The organism is Ruminococcus sp. AF17-12, assembly GCF_003479245.1.
Taxonomy (GTDB): domain Bacteria; phylum Bacillota; class Clostridia; order Lachnospirales; family Lachnospiraceae; genus Blautia_A; species Blautia_A fusiformis.
Window position 1 is genome coordinate 1 of record NZ_QUGY01000010.1, and the last position, 16,750, is coordinate 16,750.

Consider the following 16,750-nt stretch of genomic DNA (forward strand, 5'->3'; position numbering starts at 1 on the left):
GCAGAATATCTGCTGGCATATACAGAGCTGACAGTCGGGCAAGTTGCCCAAACAGTAGGTTATTCCACTTCAAGCCGATTTGCAGAATTATTCCGTAAAAGCACTGGATTGTTGCCACTGGAGTACAGAAAAAACGCACAGCAAAAATAAAATGAGTGCCAGAGGAAACTCTGGCACTCGTGAAATTTTTCACCCACATTCTAGTCGGGCTTAGCCATGTGTGGAATATATACGGAATGCATCGTCAATATTTCACTGCAGCTTGCGGTTGTTACCAAGATAGTGAGAGCTCATCTGAACACAAAGTTTCCATTGCCCTTTTTGTGACATCATTTCTTTCACTAATTCATAATTACTTTTTCAGTATTGATTGGAAATAAAATAATGTGCTTTCAGATTTGTCTTTAACCATATGTCAGCAACTCTATCGATATCTCCGTTCAGTAATTTTCTAATCATAACAAATATTCTCCACAACTACATCCTTTATGCTTTTCTCTTTTTTCCATTCTATCACAAGCTCACCATTATCATCAATTTTTTGATATTTTTTCTTTCCCCCCACTGTAAAACAGCCTCTGAGCGTTTCGTTATATAGAGGGGTACAAATAAGAGCAAGATCCACCCGTGTTTAACAGTATTGCCACTTGGCATCCTGTTCTCCTATGGGTTTTATCTTGATGGGGATCTCCCCATACCCTCTTCATAACAGACGTTTCACTTGTCTGTTGGTTTCACCTAAAGGTGTTCACAGCACTATTTCTAATATCGGAAGGGACAGCCGATATTGAAATACGTGGACTCCCAGTGGGCGGAATAGTAGCAACGGAAGGAGGAGTATGAGAACAAAAAACAAAGATAAAGAACTAAATCACAGACATTTTGTTGCAGTACGACTGACAGATGTCGAACTCAATTTGCTGGATCAAGGAGCTACTTGTTTTTCAATCTCACGATCTGAATATCTGAGAAAACTTCTGCTTGAGAAGCAAATCAATCATCAGATTAAAGTTGTTGCAGACATGAACGATCTCAGAAAACTGGTCAGTGAATATGGAAAGATTGGATCGAATCTCAATCAGATTGCCAAGCATTTTAACAGTGGTGGCAGTCAGTCACGTGCTATAGAAAATGAGATTCATCAGTGCATCACGGACTTATTCCTATTAAGAAAAGAGGTACTGAAACTGGCAGGTGGTATAAATGGCAATCGTAAAACACATTAAAAGCAGAAATGCAAATTACTCGGCTGCTATCAATTATCTTCTGTTTGAACATGATGAAAAAACCGGGAAAAAGATTGTAGATGAATCCGGACGAAGCATCCTGCGAAAAGAGTTTTATATGGATGGACTGAACTGTGATCCGATGTCTTTTGACAAGGAATGCGAACTGACAAATGCTCATTTTCACAAAAATAAGAAACGTGAAGATATCAAAAGTCACCACTACATTATCAGCTACGATCCATCCGATGTTACAGAAAATGGACTTACCGGCGAGAGAGCACAAGCAATCAGTTTGGAACTTGCAAAGCAGATGTTTCCTGGATATCAGGCACTGGTAGTTACTCACACCGATGGCCACAATGAATCCGGAAATATCCATACTCACATCGTCATCAACAGTGTGAGGAAGACTGCAGTGGAAAGGCAGCCTTATATGGATAAACCACATGAAGAAGTTGCCGGATACAAGCATCGTTCCACGGATAAATTCATGAACACTTTTAAGAAAACTGTCATGGATCGTTGCCTACAGGAAGGACTTCACCAGATAGATCTTCTTGCTCCGGCTGAAAGAAAAATCACTCAGAAAGAGTATATGGCACAGAAACACGGCCAGCAAACAATAGATGAGATCAATCGGAAAATTATCGAAGATGGTCTCAAACCAACATCCACCGTATTCCTTACGCAGAAAGAATATTTGCGACAAGCGATTGATGAATGTGCTGTCACTTCCAGTAATTTTGATGAATTCCAATCTAAACTTCTGGAACTATTTCAGATCTCTGTGATTGAGCATCGTGGCAGATACAGCTATCTTCATCCTGATCGACAGAAGCGGATTTCTGAACGTGCACTTGGAACACGATATGGAAAAGAACACCTGGAACAGACCTTCTTACGCAAGGATCCATTGGCCATTCTCTACGTCAGATCTCACCTGTGCCTGGTTGTAAATCTCCAGACAAATGTGAAAGCAATGCAGAGCCCGGCTTATGCTCATCGGGTAAAACTTTCTAATCTGCAGCAAATGGCAAATACCATTATCTATGTGCAGGAACATGGATTTGATACGCAGTCAGATTTGAAAAACACACTGCTTGCATCAAAGCAGGAATTGAAAGAAATGCAGACACAGTTTGCTCAGCATCGGTCCAATCTAAGGACTCGCAATGATCAGATCCGCTACACCGGACAGTACTATGCAAACAAGGAAATTTATTCCCAATTTTCAAATGCAAAGTACAAAGGAAAGTACCGGAAAGAACATGCGAAAGAAATTCAGAAATATGAAGAAGCCAGAGATTGGCTGAGATCCTTTTATCAGGATGGAAAGATGACAAGCCTAAAAACCCTGACTTTACAAAAAGAAAAACTGCAACAGCAGATAGCTTCCGAAGAAGAAGCAATAAGCAGCTTGAAAGAAAAATTAAAAGATCTGGACACTGCCGATCAGAATGTTGATGCCATTCTTCAGATGCAGATTCCAGAACCAGTGAAATCAAAAACCAAAGATCTCGAACGATAACTATTACAAAACAAAGGAGGAACTATCACATGACACAAGAAGAATTTAATGTTGTATTTGAACTTCAGATGAGAAAGTGTGCCGATATTCTGGCACATAAAAAGAAAGAATATACCGGTGATAATATTGACCGCCTCAGTGCATTCAAGATTGCTGCCGCTTTACAGAACTGTGATCCAAAAGCAGCACTGGCCGGCATGATGTCGAAACATGTCGTATCCCTTTACGATATGTGTTATTCCACTCTGTTACATTTTGACATGGAACAGTGGGATGAAAAAATCACAGACTGCATCAATTATCTGATCCTTTTAAAAGCTCTGGTAAAGGAGGAACAGGCCTATGGATCATATTGAAACAGCTATCTTAAACTGCTATGGAATCCGGGAAGCAGAACAAAATATGGTCTTTGCTGCCAGGCTCACACAACACGGTCATACGATTCAGAGCATGGCAGATCTGATGGACCTTTACCATCAATCCTACAGTCAGAAGACCGTAGAAAACATTGCGGGGCTTCCACATCCAACCGTACAGAAATTCATGGTCATTACCGTGGCTGTTGTTGGTGCAAGCAGACGCTTCCTGGCACAGATCACAAGGCATCAGAACGAAGTAAAGTACATGAGTGCATCTCTGCAGTACAGCAATTATTCCGGTCACGCTGCATTTGCTATTCCATATGGGATCATGAAAGCAGATAAAGAAATCCAGGATATTTACAAAAAAAGCTGTCAGTCAGATCTGGACCACTATACAGAACTCTGTGCCTTAGGCATTGATCATGATTCAGCCGGATATGCCACACCTCAGGGACTTCGAAACGTACTGATCATCAGTGCAACGCCTTACCAGTGGAAGCATATGATCGGTCAGAGAACCTGCAGAAGAAATACGGATGAAACAAGGATTGTGATGCTACAGATCTGGCAGAGATTGTACAAATTAAGCCCGATTCTTTTTGCACCGGATCTGACCGGTCCATTCTGTCAGAGAGGAAGCTGTATGGAAAAACAGATGTCCTGCCAGAATCCTATTTCAAAACTTTGGATACCGTCAGATATCTTAAAAGCAGATTATCCATTGCTCATCAGAAGGGAGGTGAGCAGCCATAAAGATTAAACTGATTGACTTTGGTCTGAAAGCAGATCATTATCCCTTCCGGCCACATGAAAATGATGCCGGTGCTGATGTATTCATGCCTTATGATTGCGTATTAAAACCAGGTGAGGTTGCAAGAATTCCACTTGGATTTGGTCTCATCATCCCCGATGGATTTGCCGGATATGTCTTTCCACGAAGCAGCATGGCAGCAAAAGGACTGGTATGCGAACTTCCACCGATCGACTCCGGTTACCGTGGTGAGATCCATGCCATTATCAGCAACGTAAGCACATCTTCTCAGACCATTCATAAAGACACACGCGTCGGTCAGCTGGTGATTACACCAGTCGTGATCGCAGATTTTGTCCTGGACCTTGGTAATGAACGAGGAACCGGGGCTTTTGGAAGTACAGGAGAATAATACTATGATTACATTTGGAAGAAAATTAAAACACTTAAGACAGAAAAATCATCTCACCCAGAAAGAACTCGGCATGGCTGTTGGATTTCCAGAAAGCTGTGCTGATGTCCGGATTTCTCAGTATGAAAGCGATGTCCGAACACCGAAAGAGGATCTTATGAAACTCTTCGCATCAAAACTCGGTGTTCCGGTTGAACTCTTTACCGTACCGGTACTCTCAGAACCCAGGGAGTATGAGGCAGCGGAGTATTGGAGGTATGAGTTAGGGGCAGAACTAGATTAAGTGTCATAATACTGAAATGAGGCAACGGCTTTTCCGCTGCCTCTCTCTTATCATTTTTTGGGGTAATAATTGAAAATATCCTGCGTTGAGCAATCCTCTTTTTCTGCGCTTTATCTGCATATCTATATATTTCATTTTATTTCTGTTCCATCGATAAAAAGCACATATTTATCTAGATTATGAACAATATCATAATCTTTTCCATATTCAATCGGTCTAAATTCTATCTGCATAATGGATTTTCCATTTTCGATATCTTCTTTCCAAGAATATACGGTCATATCAAGGCTGGTTGCATATCCATGATCTGTAGAAAATTTTATTGAATGAAATGAATTCTCTTTGTACATTTTTAAAAGCAGTCTTGCAAATGCTTCTTTATCAGAAATATTTTTTCTATTAGCAACTACTGTAAGATTTTCATCTCTATTCATAGAAAAACTGCCAACTACATCTGGCTCACCTTCTTTATACTTTAATAAGCTTTTCCCAATTATCATTCCAACAATAATCGAAAAAACGATAGCAACAAATACAAGTGTTATATTTTTTTTCTTCATTTTATTAAGTTCCTTAGAGTTACATATAAGTCTTTAGAACTACTATATCATATTTTTTCACGTTGAACCAAATAAAAAAAGAAGAGCAATAAGCCCTTCCATCTTCTTATTCACGTATTTATTCCACCAATGCTCTCACTGCATTGATAATTCTCTGTTGCTTTTCTTTCGGTAGTTTCTCTATCATTTCAGATAATTCATTCGTAACACCAGTAACCGAGTGTGTCACAACATCAATCAATAGTGTATCTGCCGAAACATCTAATGCATTTGCAATCGCAATAAAGGTATCAAGTTTTGTTACTTTCAGTCCTCTCTCTATAACACTTACATGAGTTGGACTTAAGTTTACCAGTGCTGCCAATTCTTCTTGTGTAAGATTCTTAGCTTCCCTTGCAGCTTTTATTCTCTGACCAACCGCCTTTAAATCCATTGTGACACCTCCTTTAGAACGATAATTCGGTCTAAAATTAGTATAACGATTGATTTTTAAAACATACAGAATCTACAGATTGTCAACTTGTTCTTTGGAACTATTTCAAATTAAAAACATTAAAAAGGCCCAAAAGGGCACTTTCCCTTTTGAGCCTATACACTTTATCAGCTAACGTATTTCACTTTCATTTTTCCTCATGGTCACGAGGCATTTTTCTCTTAAATCGCATTCTATGAATCCTTCGATTGTTAAGACAGAAAAATCATCTCGCTCAGAAAGAACTCGGCATGGCTGTTGGATTCCCCGACAGCTACGCTGATGTCCGGATTACTCAGTATGAAAGCGACATCCGAACACCGAAAGAGGATTTTATGAAACTCTTCGCATCAACACTCGGCGTTCCGATTGAATTCTTTACCGTACCGGTACTCTCAGAACCTAGGGAGTATGAAGCGGCGGAGTATTAGAGGTATGAGCTAGGGGCGGAGATGGATTGATTTTACAAATAAAGCTGAGGCAAAACATGCCCCAGCTTTATCTAGTTGTCGTTCCATTCCCAATGTCCGTTTTTGCCAACTCCAACATATTTAATTTTCTTTGCCTTTTTTAACTTTTTTTGGACTAATTGAACCTTTTTTATATCAACATTTTCCTTTTCAGCAAGCTGTTTTTGGGTTAGGTGTTCTCCTGACACAATTGATTTATGCATAGAAAACGCAATTTTAAATTCATCTATAGGCAAAGAAAAATTCCAGGCATTTTTTATGTCTTTCCACATTTGGTTTCGTAAATCAGATGTTATTTCTTTTTTTACATTATCTATATTATCAATATCCTGGCACTTTTCTTCTTGATCCAATGAAATAAATAAATTTGATGTTGCATAGTTTAAAACAACTCTACTATCTTCCCATGAAAAATTATTAATATACTCATCAAAAAAAGTAAAATTGCATCCATCGGCATAAAAACTTTTATATTTAACTCCATAATATCCTTTTTTTCTATAATGGGATATTATTTTTTGTGTAATCTTATATTCTTCTGTATTATAAACTGGTACTGAGAATAATGATAACACCTTAGATATATATTTTCTTGTATCGATATCATACTCTCTATCTTTTATATTTAATGGTTTTGAATATCCCTGTTTTTTTGAAAAATCAAGTATTGTCATTTCTTTATCTGCTGTAAACTTTGCTATTGATACCAATGCACGAATTGGCGGACGAACCTCAGCACAAGCTGTAATCTCATTTGAAGCCATATATAATGCTCTTTCTTTCTGCTTACTATTTCTGCCTGCTGCTGCATATTTAGCAGGAGGTTCTTTAGATTCTTTCCAATCATATCCATGTAATCTTGTTTTTGAGGAATAAACGCCTTTTTCAATATTACCATAGTCGTCAATTGAAACTGTGCGTGCACGATAAAACACATCACCCTTAACTACTTTTACTAAGAAATCGTCTTTATATTCATTTAAAATAATATCATCTAGTATCACTAAAGCTTTGTCTAACGTTTCTGGATTACATTGATTATTTTCTTCATTGGCCCACCATTTCAAATTAGCAAATAAGGCAGTAGATCCGAAACTACGGAATTCTCGTTCACTGAAATCTTTTATAATATCATTAGCTTCAGACAAAACTCATTCCTCCCTTCTTAAATCATTTGTAAAAACAAGCAGAGAAAATGCCATAACATTTTCTCTGTCTGTCTTTAATCTTCCTGTTCAAAAATTCTTGATAATTCTTCTTCCATTTGCTGTATTAAATTTACTACCAAAGCATTTCCCATCATAAATCGACGTTTTCGCAATGGCATTTCTACAGTTTCCCCTTTAATCAAACAATATTTTGTATGATCTGTAGGAAATCCCTGGATTCGTTCTGTTTCAGAAGCAGTAAGTAATCGTATTCTTCCAGTCATTTTGTCTTTCACAATATGAGTGGTTCTACTAAATCCGCCTTCCGATGTCAGCATTGTTCGTGCTGGTTTATCTTCTTGATCAATCATAGAAATAGCACCTTCTGAAAATACATATTCATGCCCTGTCGAACTGGTACGTAACAGTTTTTTTGCACCCTTCAGATATTGCCAAGTTTGTCTGTCTTCTTTCGGAAGACGTTGTTCAGTTTCATCACTATGTGTAACAGATGGATCCGTATAGTATAATTTTTCTTCAGGAATAAAATACTGTTCGTCTACCTCGCCAATTTCCATGACATCTCCAAGTGTTATTTGTTCTCCACTATAATTAGGCACAGTTTTCATAGTATATATTATTCCGTCTTTCATTATACCAGTATTTTCAAAAGCACATTGGAATGTATCAGACACTTCGCCTACTTCTGATGGAAGTTCTTTGATTTTCATTTTAGCAGCTTCTACTTTATTTACAGGGAAAGCTTTTGCAAAAAAACCTTCATTTAGGATTATACTTTCCATACATTCTTCTTTTGATGTGTCTGTGTATCCTATAGATTTTAAAATACTATCAGCATAGTTCGTGGTATTTTTGTAAGCAAAAATAAATGTTCGACGTCTTCTTTGCTGATATCCGTATTCTGCGGCATTAATCACACGCCACTCTACGGTATATCCTTCATCTCGAAAGCAAGCCAAAATCACGCCAAAATCTCTTCCTCTTTGTTTTGCAGGAGATTTTAATAATCTATCCACGTTTTCTAATAATACAAACGGTGGTTTTTTCACTTCTAGTATTTCTCGTATTGACCACCATAAAATTCCTTTTTTTCCTTCAAGCCCTTTAGATGTAGCTAATGAGGATGCAACTGAGTAATCTTGACAAGGGAATCCACCTACTAATAAGTTAAAATCGGGGAGTGCTGTTTTATCAACATCTTCAATATTGTAATTTGTGGTATCCTCACCATTGTTATCTAATCGTGTTCCAAACCGATATACATAACAATCATGTGCGTACTGTGTACTTTTCTCGGCTGGCTCCCATTGACTAAACCAAACTGTATCCCATTTTTCTTTTTTATTATAGTCTTCTGCTGTTTTTATATTATTAAGTCCACATCTAAAGCCGCCTACTCCGGCAAACAATTCGCAAACTGTCTTCTGCATATATTTCCTCCTAAATTGATTTCAATTTATCATAACACATTTTCATAAATTGATCAACTGTTTATTATAACATTTCAGTTTGCAAAAAATATATATACATTTTACTTAAAATCATTTAGTATATCTACATAATTAATGAATTTAACATTTTTCCATTCACCGGTTTCAACATCAATTCCCCTGTTAGCATTATGCTTAGAACCTTTTATGTAATTTCTTGTATACAATTTTTCGTTTGCACTTAATAAGTTTTCTTCTCTTTGTTCCTCTCCAACTATATATGCTTCTATCATTGAATAATCATTGTGCGCAAACTCTTTACAAATCCAATCTACATATTTCATAACTTGAAGTATTGTGTCTTCATTTACTTCTTTGGATTTTAATTCCATTACAACATATTTTGATATAATACCTTCCTTTTCATAACCTTTAACATATCGATATCCAAACACATCCATATAATCCACATATTCTGAGGGTTTTGCTGGAGAAGCTGGATATTGTCTTGTGATAAAATCCCAATATCCAAGTAATCGGTTTGGTTTTTTTACATAATCTAATATAAGACCTTCAACATAAGTTTCAGAAGAAATTCTATTCGGATGTTTTTTTACTTTTACACCTTCCTTGAATATATTTGCAGCATTTAATACATATTCGCTTTTGTTCAACAAAAATTTATTTTGAATATCTGTAAATGTTTTTTCTTGATTAGATGCATCATAATGCTTATTCTTATCAAATTTTTCAAGTGCCAGTTCATTCTTTTGAATAATAAACGTTTTCAATGCCTTATTTTCTATATCATCCAATTTAATGAAGGATCTCTTATGGAAAAATCTCAACATTCTAAAATCCTCTGGATTAGAAAGTAATACTTCATCCATATCTACGCCATTTTTAAAAAAATAAGGAGCAGCTTTAAACAAGCAAAAAAATGGATAGTTTTCGTCATCACTAAATGAATATAAGTCACCATTTTTATTTCCAAATGCAGCATTATTATCTATTCCAATTATTTCTCCGATACCATAAATACACCGGTTAAAAAAGAAATAAATATTCTCTCCAGGTCTCATTCCTAAATAATCAGCTCTCGTTCCTAGAAAAGCACTTCCGCTTGTACTTTTTATAAATGTGGCATAAATCCCATTTTCTATACACTTCTCCAAAGCTTTTTCTTTTAATAATATTTCTTTTGTCTTATTACATCCTTGAAATGAAGCTAAGGTGCCATCATCAATAGCTCCTAAACTCATTATATATCCTGCCATGCTCAATCCTTTCTAAATATACTCAATTTTGTTTAACTCATTCACCAAAAAACTTCCTTTTATCCAAATTTGCTGTGTATATGAATGAATTGTCTTTGTACCATCAGCAGCTGTGCCATTTAGAATCCATGGTTTATGAGTGCTATCACTACTTGTACCTCTAACAAAGATGTTGTATTCTGAACTTTTTGGAAAATTTAATTCCACCATTGGAACTCCTGTTTTATTTATTCGCTTTGTTCCATCTTTTTTATAAACATACTTTTCTTCTAATGTATGATTGATAAGTCTATCTCTGATAATTTCATAAACTTCTTTTATTGTTGTGTTAATAAATTCTTCACTGAAAGTAAACCACTTAAATCCAAGAAATTTATTATCATTTAACGGTGCTTCTGAACTTGGTTCTTCGTACATAATACAAAGAATTTTGTGTTCATTAAAGTATTGATAAAAAGAAGAGTTCTCAAACATCATATGTTCATCTAATAGTTCTTCGATATCTAATGTAAAAAACTTGGTATCCTCTGTTCTCTTTTCTGTCTGTGTAACAACAACAGATTTTCCGATTACACCAATTTTTTCAAACAATTCTATATTACTTATTTTTTTTGATGTTCCACCAAGCATATTTACTGCTATTGTTTCTGTTACTTGTTTAGGTATCAATGCTTTCGGCTTTTCGTTCTTTTTACAAACTTGTGATAATCCTTGATATTTAATGCCAAAATGATTAACCAATTCCTCAACCGTTTTATTTTTATATAAAAAAGTCAACTCTCTTAGTTTATTCTCCAACTCATCAAAAGAATTTATATCAATTGGTAATTTTTCCAATTGTTTTTTCTTTTTTCCTTTTGAATTGAAATACTCTTGAAAAATAGTATCAACATAGGATTTTTTCAACCTGAATCTAGGTGTCTGCTTTGGGAATACTTTGTATCTAGGAGCTATATCAATGTAGAACAATCTATCTTTGATAGAAGTATGCAACAATGGATACAATTCCTCTGGTTTATCGCTTTTATTTGCAGCAATTATATATTGCTGTGTCAGAAGCCAATCGTTTTTAAATTTAGTCAATTCAGCTTCATCGTCTGCAATATCAAGAAACTTATATCCTAAAGCAGGAAATCTTTCATATTCAGAATATGGAACAACCTTTTGTCCTTGCTTTCTGTCATACAAATAAAATACCCATAACATGTGTGCTATTTTATTATAAAAATGAGACTCTATAAATTCTTCTGTTTCAATCGTTCCTATACTTACAGCCGTAAGAGACATTGGCTCTTTCGCTTCATATTTGCAACCTTCTTTATTAGACGGTTGTACACCAGTAACTTTTAATTCCGTAGCTTTATATTTTCCATTTTTTTGTAGAATTTCCAAATCTGCTTCCTGAAGTGAGTTTTGTTTCATTCCTAGAACGCTCTGTTCAATAACACATCCGAGAATACCTTTCGCAGGTGTTTGCTTATGGAATACATCTTTTGCATCTATCTCTCCAAAAGTTTTATCTCGTTCCAAAATCTCAAATTTTTTTTCTAATTCTTCCTTTGTAAAATACTTATCGTGAAACTCCATATACCCCTCCATATCATTCGATAAACAAATCCTCTGTCATTTTTTCATCAAAGACGGTTTCTTCGACAACGGTAATGCATTCCTCCACATTATTCAGAATATCTTTTCCCCAAAAATGAATAATTGTCCATCCAAGAAACAATAACGCTTGATCTTTTTCTTTGTCCCGTTCAATATTTCTACTGATTTTTTTTACCCAATATTCAGAATTATTTCCTTTTTCTAATTTGGGTTTTAATATTTCCCAATCTTTTCCATGAAAAAATTCACTATCACAAAATATTGCAATTTTATATTTCGTTAACGCTATATCCGGTGATCCTGGTAAAGCAGAATAATTTTTTCGATATCTATACCCTTTATGCCATAAAGCTTTTCTTAACTTTAATTCTATGGAAGTATCTTTTTTATGAATATGACTCATTGTTCTACTTCTTTGTTCTTTTGTCATAATATCAGTCATCGTATTCACCACCTACTTACAGTATAATCTATATATTTTTTTGTAACAAGCTGAAAAAAGGCCCAAAAGGGCACTTTCCCTTTTGAGCCTATACACTTTATCAGCTAACGTATTTTGCTTTCATTTTTTCTCATGGTCATGAGGCTTTTTTCTCTTAAATCGCATTCTATGAATCCTTCGATTGCTCTTTCTGTTCTTCAATAATTCGTTCGGTTGCTTTATGAATTCTATCCTTGGAATAGGGTGGTCTTAAATTCAATGATAACCGCCCTTTTTTAATCATATACGTTTCACTACCATCCTCCGAAGATCCTTTCAACCAGCAATCATCCGGATACTTCTCCGCAAAAGACCTCAACCGTTTCTGCAAGCTCTGATTGAAGGTATACACATCATAGAATTCATCATCTTCATTAGTCAGAATAATCGTTTCTTTTTCACACTTTAACCTTCGCATATTCTATCCCCGCTTTCTTTCCATTTCCTGATCCAGGTACTTTGGTATCGACTTTCCGGACCGGCGAGCAATGGCAATCTGTTTCTGATGCAGTCGTTTGATTACGGACCTTCGTTTCTTAGGTTTATTATTTTGTTGATTTCGGGACGTCTGTTTGTTGTTGCGTGCATCAGAAATTTTTTCCAGGTTCTTCTTCTGATTATTCACCAGACCGTCCACCATATCATAGTTAGCTTCTGTACCAGATTCTCTGCTTCGTTCATAAGTGCCGTTCTGGTAGAATTTCTGGTAATGTTCCAGACGGATTTTACCATCTTGTTTTAGCTGTTCGACCGGATTTAGCGGTACCTGCTGTTGGATGTAATCATGAATCTTTTGTTTTGTCTTTTCATCGAATTTCTTACATTCTTCGACAACCATTTTTCCATAGGCATCCAGGATAACACCCTGGGCCTGATCTCGGTATACCTGATGTTCCATCAAATAAAACTGTTTTCCATCAATAATGACGGTGTCTGTTGCAATCCAGTTCCCCTTTTTCCCATCAATCTGATAATTCTCAGTTTCCATAGTGATCAGTGCACCGGATGTATTGATACGAATGAATCCGGCCAAATACTGCGGATAGTTTTCATCTACATAGTAGCAGCTGATTTCTCCATTTTTGTTCAATACAAGCACGTCACTGACTTCGCATTGTTTTTTCATCCGTTTCCAGATGTCAGCGACTTTTTCTTCTTCCTGCATTTCATGAATCGAGACTAATCGGTAATTTTCGACAGTAATCAACACATTCTGCTGTCTTGCCTCTTGATATGGCAGATGCCACAGTGCTTTTCCTGCTGTCTGCTGATCTACTCGGTAGACTGCAAATTGATTAAGCTTCATAGGCATCGTCCTCCAAGTTATTCAGATAATAATTCAGATCCAGAGAATAGTAGTATTTGTCTTCGATCTGCTGTAATTTTCCAACTGTAGAATTGATGATCTCAATCATTTCATCATTCTCAGGATCACTTTCTTCCTGTTCCAAAACTTCCAAAGCTTCTTTCAGTGTTTGGATTGTTTCTTCCTTTGTGTGCTGCTGGAAGATAGCAGTAATAGTCAGTTCGTTTTCTTCCAGGTTTACATTTCTCATAGGCTCATTTCCCCCCTTTTCTTTTTCGGTATTGGTTTCATCTGTATATTCAGCTCCTTCTCGTTTTTTTCTTTGCTTATATTTTTTTCGTTATCCACTTTCTTATTGGATTTCAGAGGATTTTCCACATTTGGATGTCTTTCTTCCAAGTACTTTTCCACACGACTGATTGCATTTTGCACATAAGAATTTTCTCTAAATCCAGGAATCGAATTCAAAAATTCTTTCTGTATTTTTCCTTCAATCATCAGACTCTGCATTCCTTCATAATCACTTCCGTCTTTCAGATCAAAGCCAACACATTTCAGTCCATGCATACGTTCTGATGGGATTTTCTCATAAGCTTCCAAGGCTTCTGGTAATGTCAGGTCATAATGTACTTCACCCATTACAGGAAATTCAGCACATTCAGCCGCATAAAAGCTGATACATGTAAGATCATTTTCATAATCCACATTTTCTATTTCCGGGACAATATCGAGTATTTTTTCTCTTTGTGCTGCAAAGTCTGGAAGTTCTGCAAATCCAAATCGATCCACGTAATATGCCTGCATATCCCCACCACGGTTTGTAATGATAACATCACTGACCGACATAGAATGTGCTTTATAATCTGCCGGTGGATTATCGTTGAATACGGCATACAAATCATCCAGCTTTTCATTTTCATGTAATCTGCCAGAATAGACACATTTATAATTTGCTGCATCGATTGTAATGCCATCTTCTTTGACCATTGCCATATTCATAAATAAATGTTGTTTTCCCGGTGTGCCTTCATCCACATGGTAAATCGCAAAGCGGTCACCATTACCTCTGAACATTTCTTCCTCTAGGGTATAATCAAACTTAAATGGATACAAAGCCCGATCAACTCTTTCCGAAATATCCGTTCCTTCTGCAATCGTATCTTCCAGCCAGTCTTTGATATCTCCCCATGATTCAAACTGCAAATACCCAGCAATTTCATGTGTCCCATCCGGTGCCAGTACAATATGTCCCGGTTCGCTTTCCCGATAATCATAGCGGTATCCGGCTGCCTCCAGTGCATCTACCAGAATGCCGTATTTTTCATGTAATTCTGTTTTTTGTTTTTCTTCAAGAATGATTTCCAGTTCTTCTGTAAGCTGATCGATCATTTCACCGGCTGTCTTGCGGATCACATCCATAGATGCTTTCATTTCCTTCATTTCCCGGCTGCTGCTCCAACCTGCAATATAAGGAAAACTATAATCCGATGTATCCAAACCAAAGGAAGAACACACACAGTAAGCAACGGATTCTGCTTCAACCTCTTTTGTCAGACGGTCTTTTTCTACACCCAGGCTTTCCATGATTTCCTTGTCATGCAGTTTAGCATGGGCTGTTTCATGAATAGCAGTCTTTAAGGTCTGGCTTTCACTGAGCCCTTTTTTGATCACGATTTCCTTGTCTGCATTGTGATAATATCCATTGGCATTGCCATCGATCTCATCGAATCGAATCGGCACTGGGGATATTTTCTGAATAGCCTGCATGAAAGAATCAAAATCCTGTACAGCTGCAGTCAGTAATTCCGGTGCTAGTGTCTGGATTGGTTCCCCGGATGTCTGAGCAATATCAAAGACGGTAACTGCTTTAAAATGTGGAACTGTAACTTCCACTTTTTCAGTCTTAAGTTTTCCATCAGTTCCCATGATTGGTCGCTGATTTTCATCCAGAACCTCTTTTTCCTTCATTTTCTTATATGGTGCCGGTGCAATGATTGTAATTCCTTTTTCCCCTTTCATGACCTGTCTACCCATGGACTGCCAGTTTTTGTAACTGGTAACAAGTGTGGCATCCGGTCGTTGCATAGCGATCAGCATTGTATTATTAAAGGAATAATTGTGAAACTTTGCCATGGTTTTAAGAAATTCCTGATAGCGGTTACTTGTAAAAAGTTCTTCCACACCGGATTCCAGTGACTGCATAATGCTGTCCATATCTTTTCCCTGGACCGGCAGTGGAATAGTAGTAGTTTTTTTTTGTTCTGTCATAATACTCCTTTCCAAAAACGCCCTACGACATTGTGCTTATGCCGCAGGGCTTTTTATTAGTTGATGAGATGATTATTTTTTATTAGAGTTCCATATCGTGCTTCTTTGTTTTCGGTTTCTGATCCGGCTGTTCTTTTCCAACTTTCTCTGTTTTTGCAACCTGCGCTTCTTTTTCTTTCTGACGTTCTGTGAACCTGTCTGCCTTTTCAAAGACGTGATCCTTTGTGTCAAAGTGATATACATCATTGGTAAGGCGTTCTGCTGGTGCTACCTGAGTGGCATTAACTTCTTTTACCATATCTCTTAACATTTCCGCATCCACTTGACCGTCATCCGGCAAGATCAGCATTTGATGGATGGATGATGGCAAAATGAAGAAATCATTTCCCAGAAGTTCCCCCATGTTATCCATGAATTCCGGATAAAAGATCACACCGGCTCCATCAATTCTTTCTGTATTCGTAACAACAAAGAATGTCGGCATCTCGCTTGACTCCTGCAATGTTTCTAGCAGCATTTCACGTTCATCTGGTGTCAGCATGAGAATATTTTTCTGATATATTTCATCTATCAGTACACCTATACTTGATACCTCTGGGACCATGACACGCGGTGAACTTTTCATAGCGTCTTCATGAATCTGCTCCTGTGTCACTCCATATTCCTTCATCATTTCATTTGTAATCAGCATGGAACTTAATCCATCCTGATTCTTGCCTACTGCCACATGATAGGTAATTGCAAGATCTTCCTTTAACTGGTGTGGCACAATTTCGAGGACTTCCTTATTTGCTTCGGCTGATGACACACGGATAAACAGCTTGTCCTTCACATCTTCATAGTTTAAAATAGCTTTCAGATCAACCTGTATCGGTGCCTCAATAACTATATCTGCAATCTTTCTGCATACAGTTTCCATTGTTACGCCAGGCTGTGCTTTATATGCTTCATACAGCCGGTTAAGATTGATCGTCGGGGTAAGCATCTCACCTTCTTTTCTCACCATCAGTCCCGTATAGGCACGGTTCAGTTTATGACACTCCATCGTTGATACCTCTGCATTCTCATAATCCCTTGGTAAAAAGAGTTTGATATTGTCCTTCACTTCATTTACAAATTCATTAAAATTCATTCTTCGTTTTCT

The 16,750-nt window shown here is 36.9% G+C and carries 19 protein-coding genes; 8 read left to right on the plus strand and 11 right to left on the minus strand.

What is annotated here, in order from left to right:
• The 7 genes from DWW77_RS11570 to DWW77_RS11605 all read left to right on the plus strand — a co-directional run.
• A partial coding sequence (locus DWW77_RS11570; protein ID WP_118608744.1) for a helix-turn-helix domain-containing protein occupies positions 1 to 150 on the plus strand: 150 nt, incomplete at its 5' end.
• Positions 151 to 839: 689 nt separating this feature from the next.
• A complete protein-coding gene (locus tag DWW77_RS11580; RefSeq protein WP_118608745.1) occupies positions 840 to 1,226 on the plus strand; it encodes a plasmid mobilization protein in 387 nt (128 codons plus the stop codon).
• A complete protein-coding gene (locus tag DWW77_RS11585) occupies positions 1,204 to 2,757 on the plus strand; it encodes a relaxase/mobilization nuclease domain-containing protein (protein ID WP_118608746.1) in 1,554 nt (517 codons plus the stop codon). The genes DWW77_RS11580 and DWW77_RS11585 overlap by 23 nt, the downstream gene beginning before the upstream one ends.
• 29 nt (positions 2,758 to 2,786) lie before the next feature.
• Positions 2,787 to 3,113 carry a hypothetical protein gene (locus tag DWW77_RS11590; protein ID WP_118608747.1) on the plus strand — a complete coding sequence of 109 codons (327 nt, stop codon included), beginning with the start codon at positions 2,787 to 2,789 and terminating at the stop codon, positions 3,111 to 3,113.
• Positions 3,100 to 3,879, plus strand: coding sequence for an FAD-dependent thymidylate synthase (locus DWW77_RS11595; RefSeq protein ID WP_029471618.1), 780 nt, complete (start codon positions 3,100 to 3,102; stop codon positions 3,877 to 3,879). The genes DWW77_RS11590 and DWW77_RS11595 overlap by 14 nt, the downstream gene beginning before the upstream one ends.
• Before the next feature lie 16 nt (positions 3,880 to 3,895).
• Positions 3,896 to 4,282, plus strand: coding sequence for a dUTP diphosphatase (locus DWW77_RS11600; RefSeq protein ID WP_255494011.1), 387 nt, complete (start codon positions 3,896 to 3,898; stop codon positions 4,280 to 4,282).
• Between the two features lie 4 nt (positions 4,283 to 4,286).
• The gene (locus tag DWW77_RS11605; RefSeq protein ID WP_029471616.1) at positions 4,287 to 4,565 is read left to right on the plus strand and encodes a helix-turn-helix domain-containing protein; all 279 of its coding nucleotides are present in this window, start codon (positions 4,287 to 4,289) and stop codon (positions 4,563 to 4,565) included.
• Between the two features lie 131 nt (positions 4,566 to 4,696).
• Here the strand turns inward: DWW77_RS11605 and DWW77_RS11610 are convergent, their stop codons facing one another.
• Both DWW77_RS11610 and DWW77_RS11615 read right to left on the minus strand, forming a co-directional pair.
• Entirely contained in the window at positions 4,697 to 5,125 is a 429-nt protein-coding gene (locus tag DWW77_RS11610) for a hypothetical protein (protein ID WP_117836296.1), read from the minus strand.
• Between the two features lie 118 nt (positions 5,126 to 5,243).
• Positions 5,244 to 5,558, minus strand: a complete 315-nt coding sequence (locus DWW77_RS11615) for a helix-turn-helix domain-containing protein (protein WP_055183024.1) — start codon at positions 5,556 to 5,558, stop codon at positions 5,244 to 5,246.
• A gap of 248 nt (positions 5,559 to 5,806) precedes the next feature.
• Here DWW77_RS11615 and DWW77_RS11620 point away from each other — a divergent pair, with 248 nt between their 5' ends.
• On the plus strand, positions 5,807 to 6,028 hold the full coding sequence (locus tag DWW77_RS11620) for a helix-turn-helix domain-containing protein (RefSeq protein ID WP_270391018.1): 222 nt from the start codon (positions 5,807 to 5,809) through the stop codon (positions 6,026 to 6,028).
• 71 nt (positions 6,029 to 6,099) lie between these two features.
• Here DWW77_RS11620 and DWW77_RS11625 read toward each other — a convergent pair whose 3' ends face one another.
• The 9 genes from DWW77_RS11625 to DWW77_RS11670 all read right to left on the minus strand — a co-directional run bounded on the left by DWW77_RS11625 (position 6,100) and on the right by DWW77_RS11670 (position 16,738).
• Positions 6,100 to 7,215, minus strand: coding sequence for an RES domain-containing protein (locus DWW77_RS11625; protein ID WP_117836300.1), 1,116 nt, complete (start codon positions 7,213 to 7,215; stop codon positions 6,100 to 6,102).
• Positions 7,216 to 7,289: 74 nt separating this feature from the next.
• Positions 7,290 to 8,666, minus strand: a complete 1,377-nt coding sequence (gene dcm / locus DWW77_RS11630; RefSeq protein ID WP_117836302.1) for a DNA (cytosine-5-)-methyltransferase — start codon at positions 8,664 to 8,666, stop codon at positions 7,290 to 7,292.
• A gap of 101 nt (positions 8,667 to 8,767) precedes the next feature.
• Entirely contained in the window at positions 8,768 to 9,943 is a 1,176-nt protein-coding gene (locus DWW77_RS11635; RefSeq protein ID WP_117836304.1) for a hypothetical protein, read from the minus strand.
• A gap of 12 nt (positions 9,944 to 9,955) precedes the next feature.
• Positions 9,956 to 11,530 carry a MutH/Sau3AI family endonuclease gene (locus tag DWW77_RS11640; RefSeq protein ID WP_182431221.1) on the minus strand — a complete coding sequence of 525 codons (1,575 nt, stop codon included), beginning with the start codon at positions 11,528 to 11,530 and terminating at the stop codon, positions 9,956 to 9,958.
• 13 nt (positions 11,531 to 11,543) lie between these two features.
• Complete coding sequence (locus DWW77_RS11645) at positions 11,544 to 11,993, minus strand: very short patch repair endonuclease (protein WP_117836044.1); 450 nt, start codon at positions 11,991 to 11,993, stop codon at positions 11,544 to 11,546.
• Positions 11,994 to 12,453: 460 nt separating this feature from the next.
• Positions 12,454 to 13,338 (minus strand): YodL domain-containing protein, encoded by an 885-nt coding sequence (locus DWW77_RS11655; protein ID WP_118608752.1) that lies wholly within the window; start codon positions 13,336 to 13,338, stop codon positions 12,454 to 12,456.
• A complete protein-coding gene (locus tag DWW77_RS11660; protein ID WP_005423594.1) occupies positions 13,328 to 13,588 on the minus strand; it encodes a transposon-transfer assisting family protein in 261 nt (86 codons plus the stop codon). The genes DWW77_RS11655 and DWW77_RS11660 overlap by 11 nt, the downstream gene beginning before the upstream one ends.
• Positions 13,585 to 15,606: a YodL domain-containing protein gene (locus tag DWW77_RS11665; RefSeq protein ID WP_118608753.1), complete on the minus strand. Its 2,022-nt coding sequence runs from the start codon at positions 15,604 to 15,606 to the stop codon at positions 13,585 to 13,587. The genes DWW77_RS11660 and DWW77_RS11665 overlap by 4 nt, the downstream gene beginning before the upstream one ends.
• An 82-nt stretch (positions 15,607 to 15,688) precedes the next feature.
• Positions 15,689 to 16,738: a DUF5688 family protein gene (locus DWW77_RS11670; RefSeq protein ID WP_029471611.1), complete on the minus strand. Its 1,050-nt coding sequence runs from the start codon at positions 16,736 to 16,738 to the stop codon at positions 15,689 to 15,691.
• Positions 16,739 to 16,750 lie beyond the last annotated feature (12 nt).

Coding starts and splice junctions, on each gene's coding strand:
- DWW77_RS11660 (WP_005423594.1), bottom strand. CDS start 13,588: ATGAGAAATGTAAACCTGGAAGAAAACGAACTGACTATTACTGCTATC.
- DWW77_RS11635 (WP_117836304.1), bottom strand. CDS start 9,943: ATGGCAGGATATATAATGAGTTTAGGAGCTATTGATGATGGCACCTTA.
- DWW77_RS11615 (WP_055183024.1), bottom strand. CDS start 5,558: ATGGATTTAAAGGCGGTTGGTCAGAGAATAAAAGCTGCAAGGGAAGCT.
- DWW77_RS11665 (WP_118608753.1), bottom strand. CDS start 15,606: ATGACAGAACAAAAAAAAACTACTACTATTCCACTGCCGGTCCAGGGA.
- DWW77_RS11590 (WP_118608747.1), top strand. CDS start 2,787: ATGACACAAGAAGAATTTAATGTTGTATTTGAACTTCAGATGAGAAAG.
- DWW77_RS11645 (WP_117836044.1), bottom strand. CDS start 11,993: ATGACTGATATTATGACAAAAGAACAAAGAAGTAGAACAATGAGTCAT.
- DWW77_RS11605 (WP_029471616.1), top strand. CDS start 4,287: ATGATTACATTTGGAAGAAAATTAAAACACTTAAGACAGAAAAATCAT.
- dcm (WP_117836302.1), bottom strand. CDS start 8,666: ATGCAGAAGACAGTTTGCGAATTGTTTGCCGGAGTAGGCGGCTTTAGA.
- DWW77_RS11585 (WP_118608746.1), top strand. CDS start 1,204: ATGGCAATCGTAAAACACATTAAAAGCAGAAATGCAAATTACTCGGCT.
- DWW77_RS11655 (WP_118608752.1), bottom strand. CDS start 13,338: ATGAAGCTTAATCAATTTGCAGTCTACCGAGTAGATCAGCAGACAGCA.
- DWW77_RS11640 (WP_182431221.1), bottom strand. CDS start 11,530: ATGGAGTTTCACGATAAGTATTTTACAAAGGAAGAATTAGAAAAAAAA.
- DWW77_RS11595 (WP_029471618.1), top strand. CDS start 3,100: ATGGATCATATTGAAACAGCTATCTTAAACTGCTATGGAATCCGGGAA.
- DWW77_RS11580 (WP_118608745.1), top strand. CDS start 840: ATGAGAACAAAAAACAAAGATAAAGAACTAAATCACAGACATTTTGTT.
- DWW77_RS11670 (WP_029471611.1), bottom strand. CDS start 16,738: ATGAATTTTAATGAATTTGTAAATGAAGTGAAGGACAATATCAAACTC.
- DWW77_RS11610 (WP_117836296.1), bottom strand. CDS start 5,125: ATGAAGAAAAAAAATATAACACTTGTATTTGTTGCTATCGTTTTTTCG.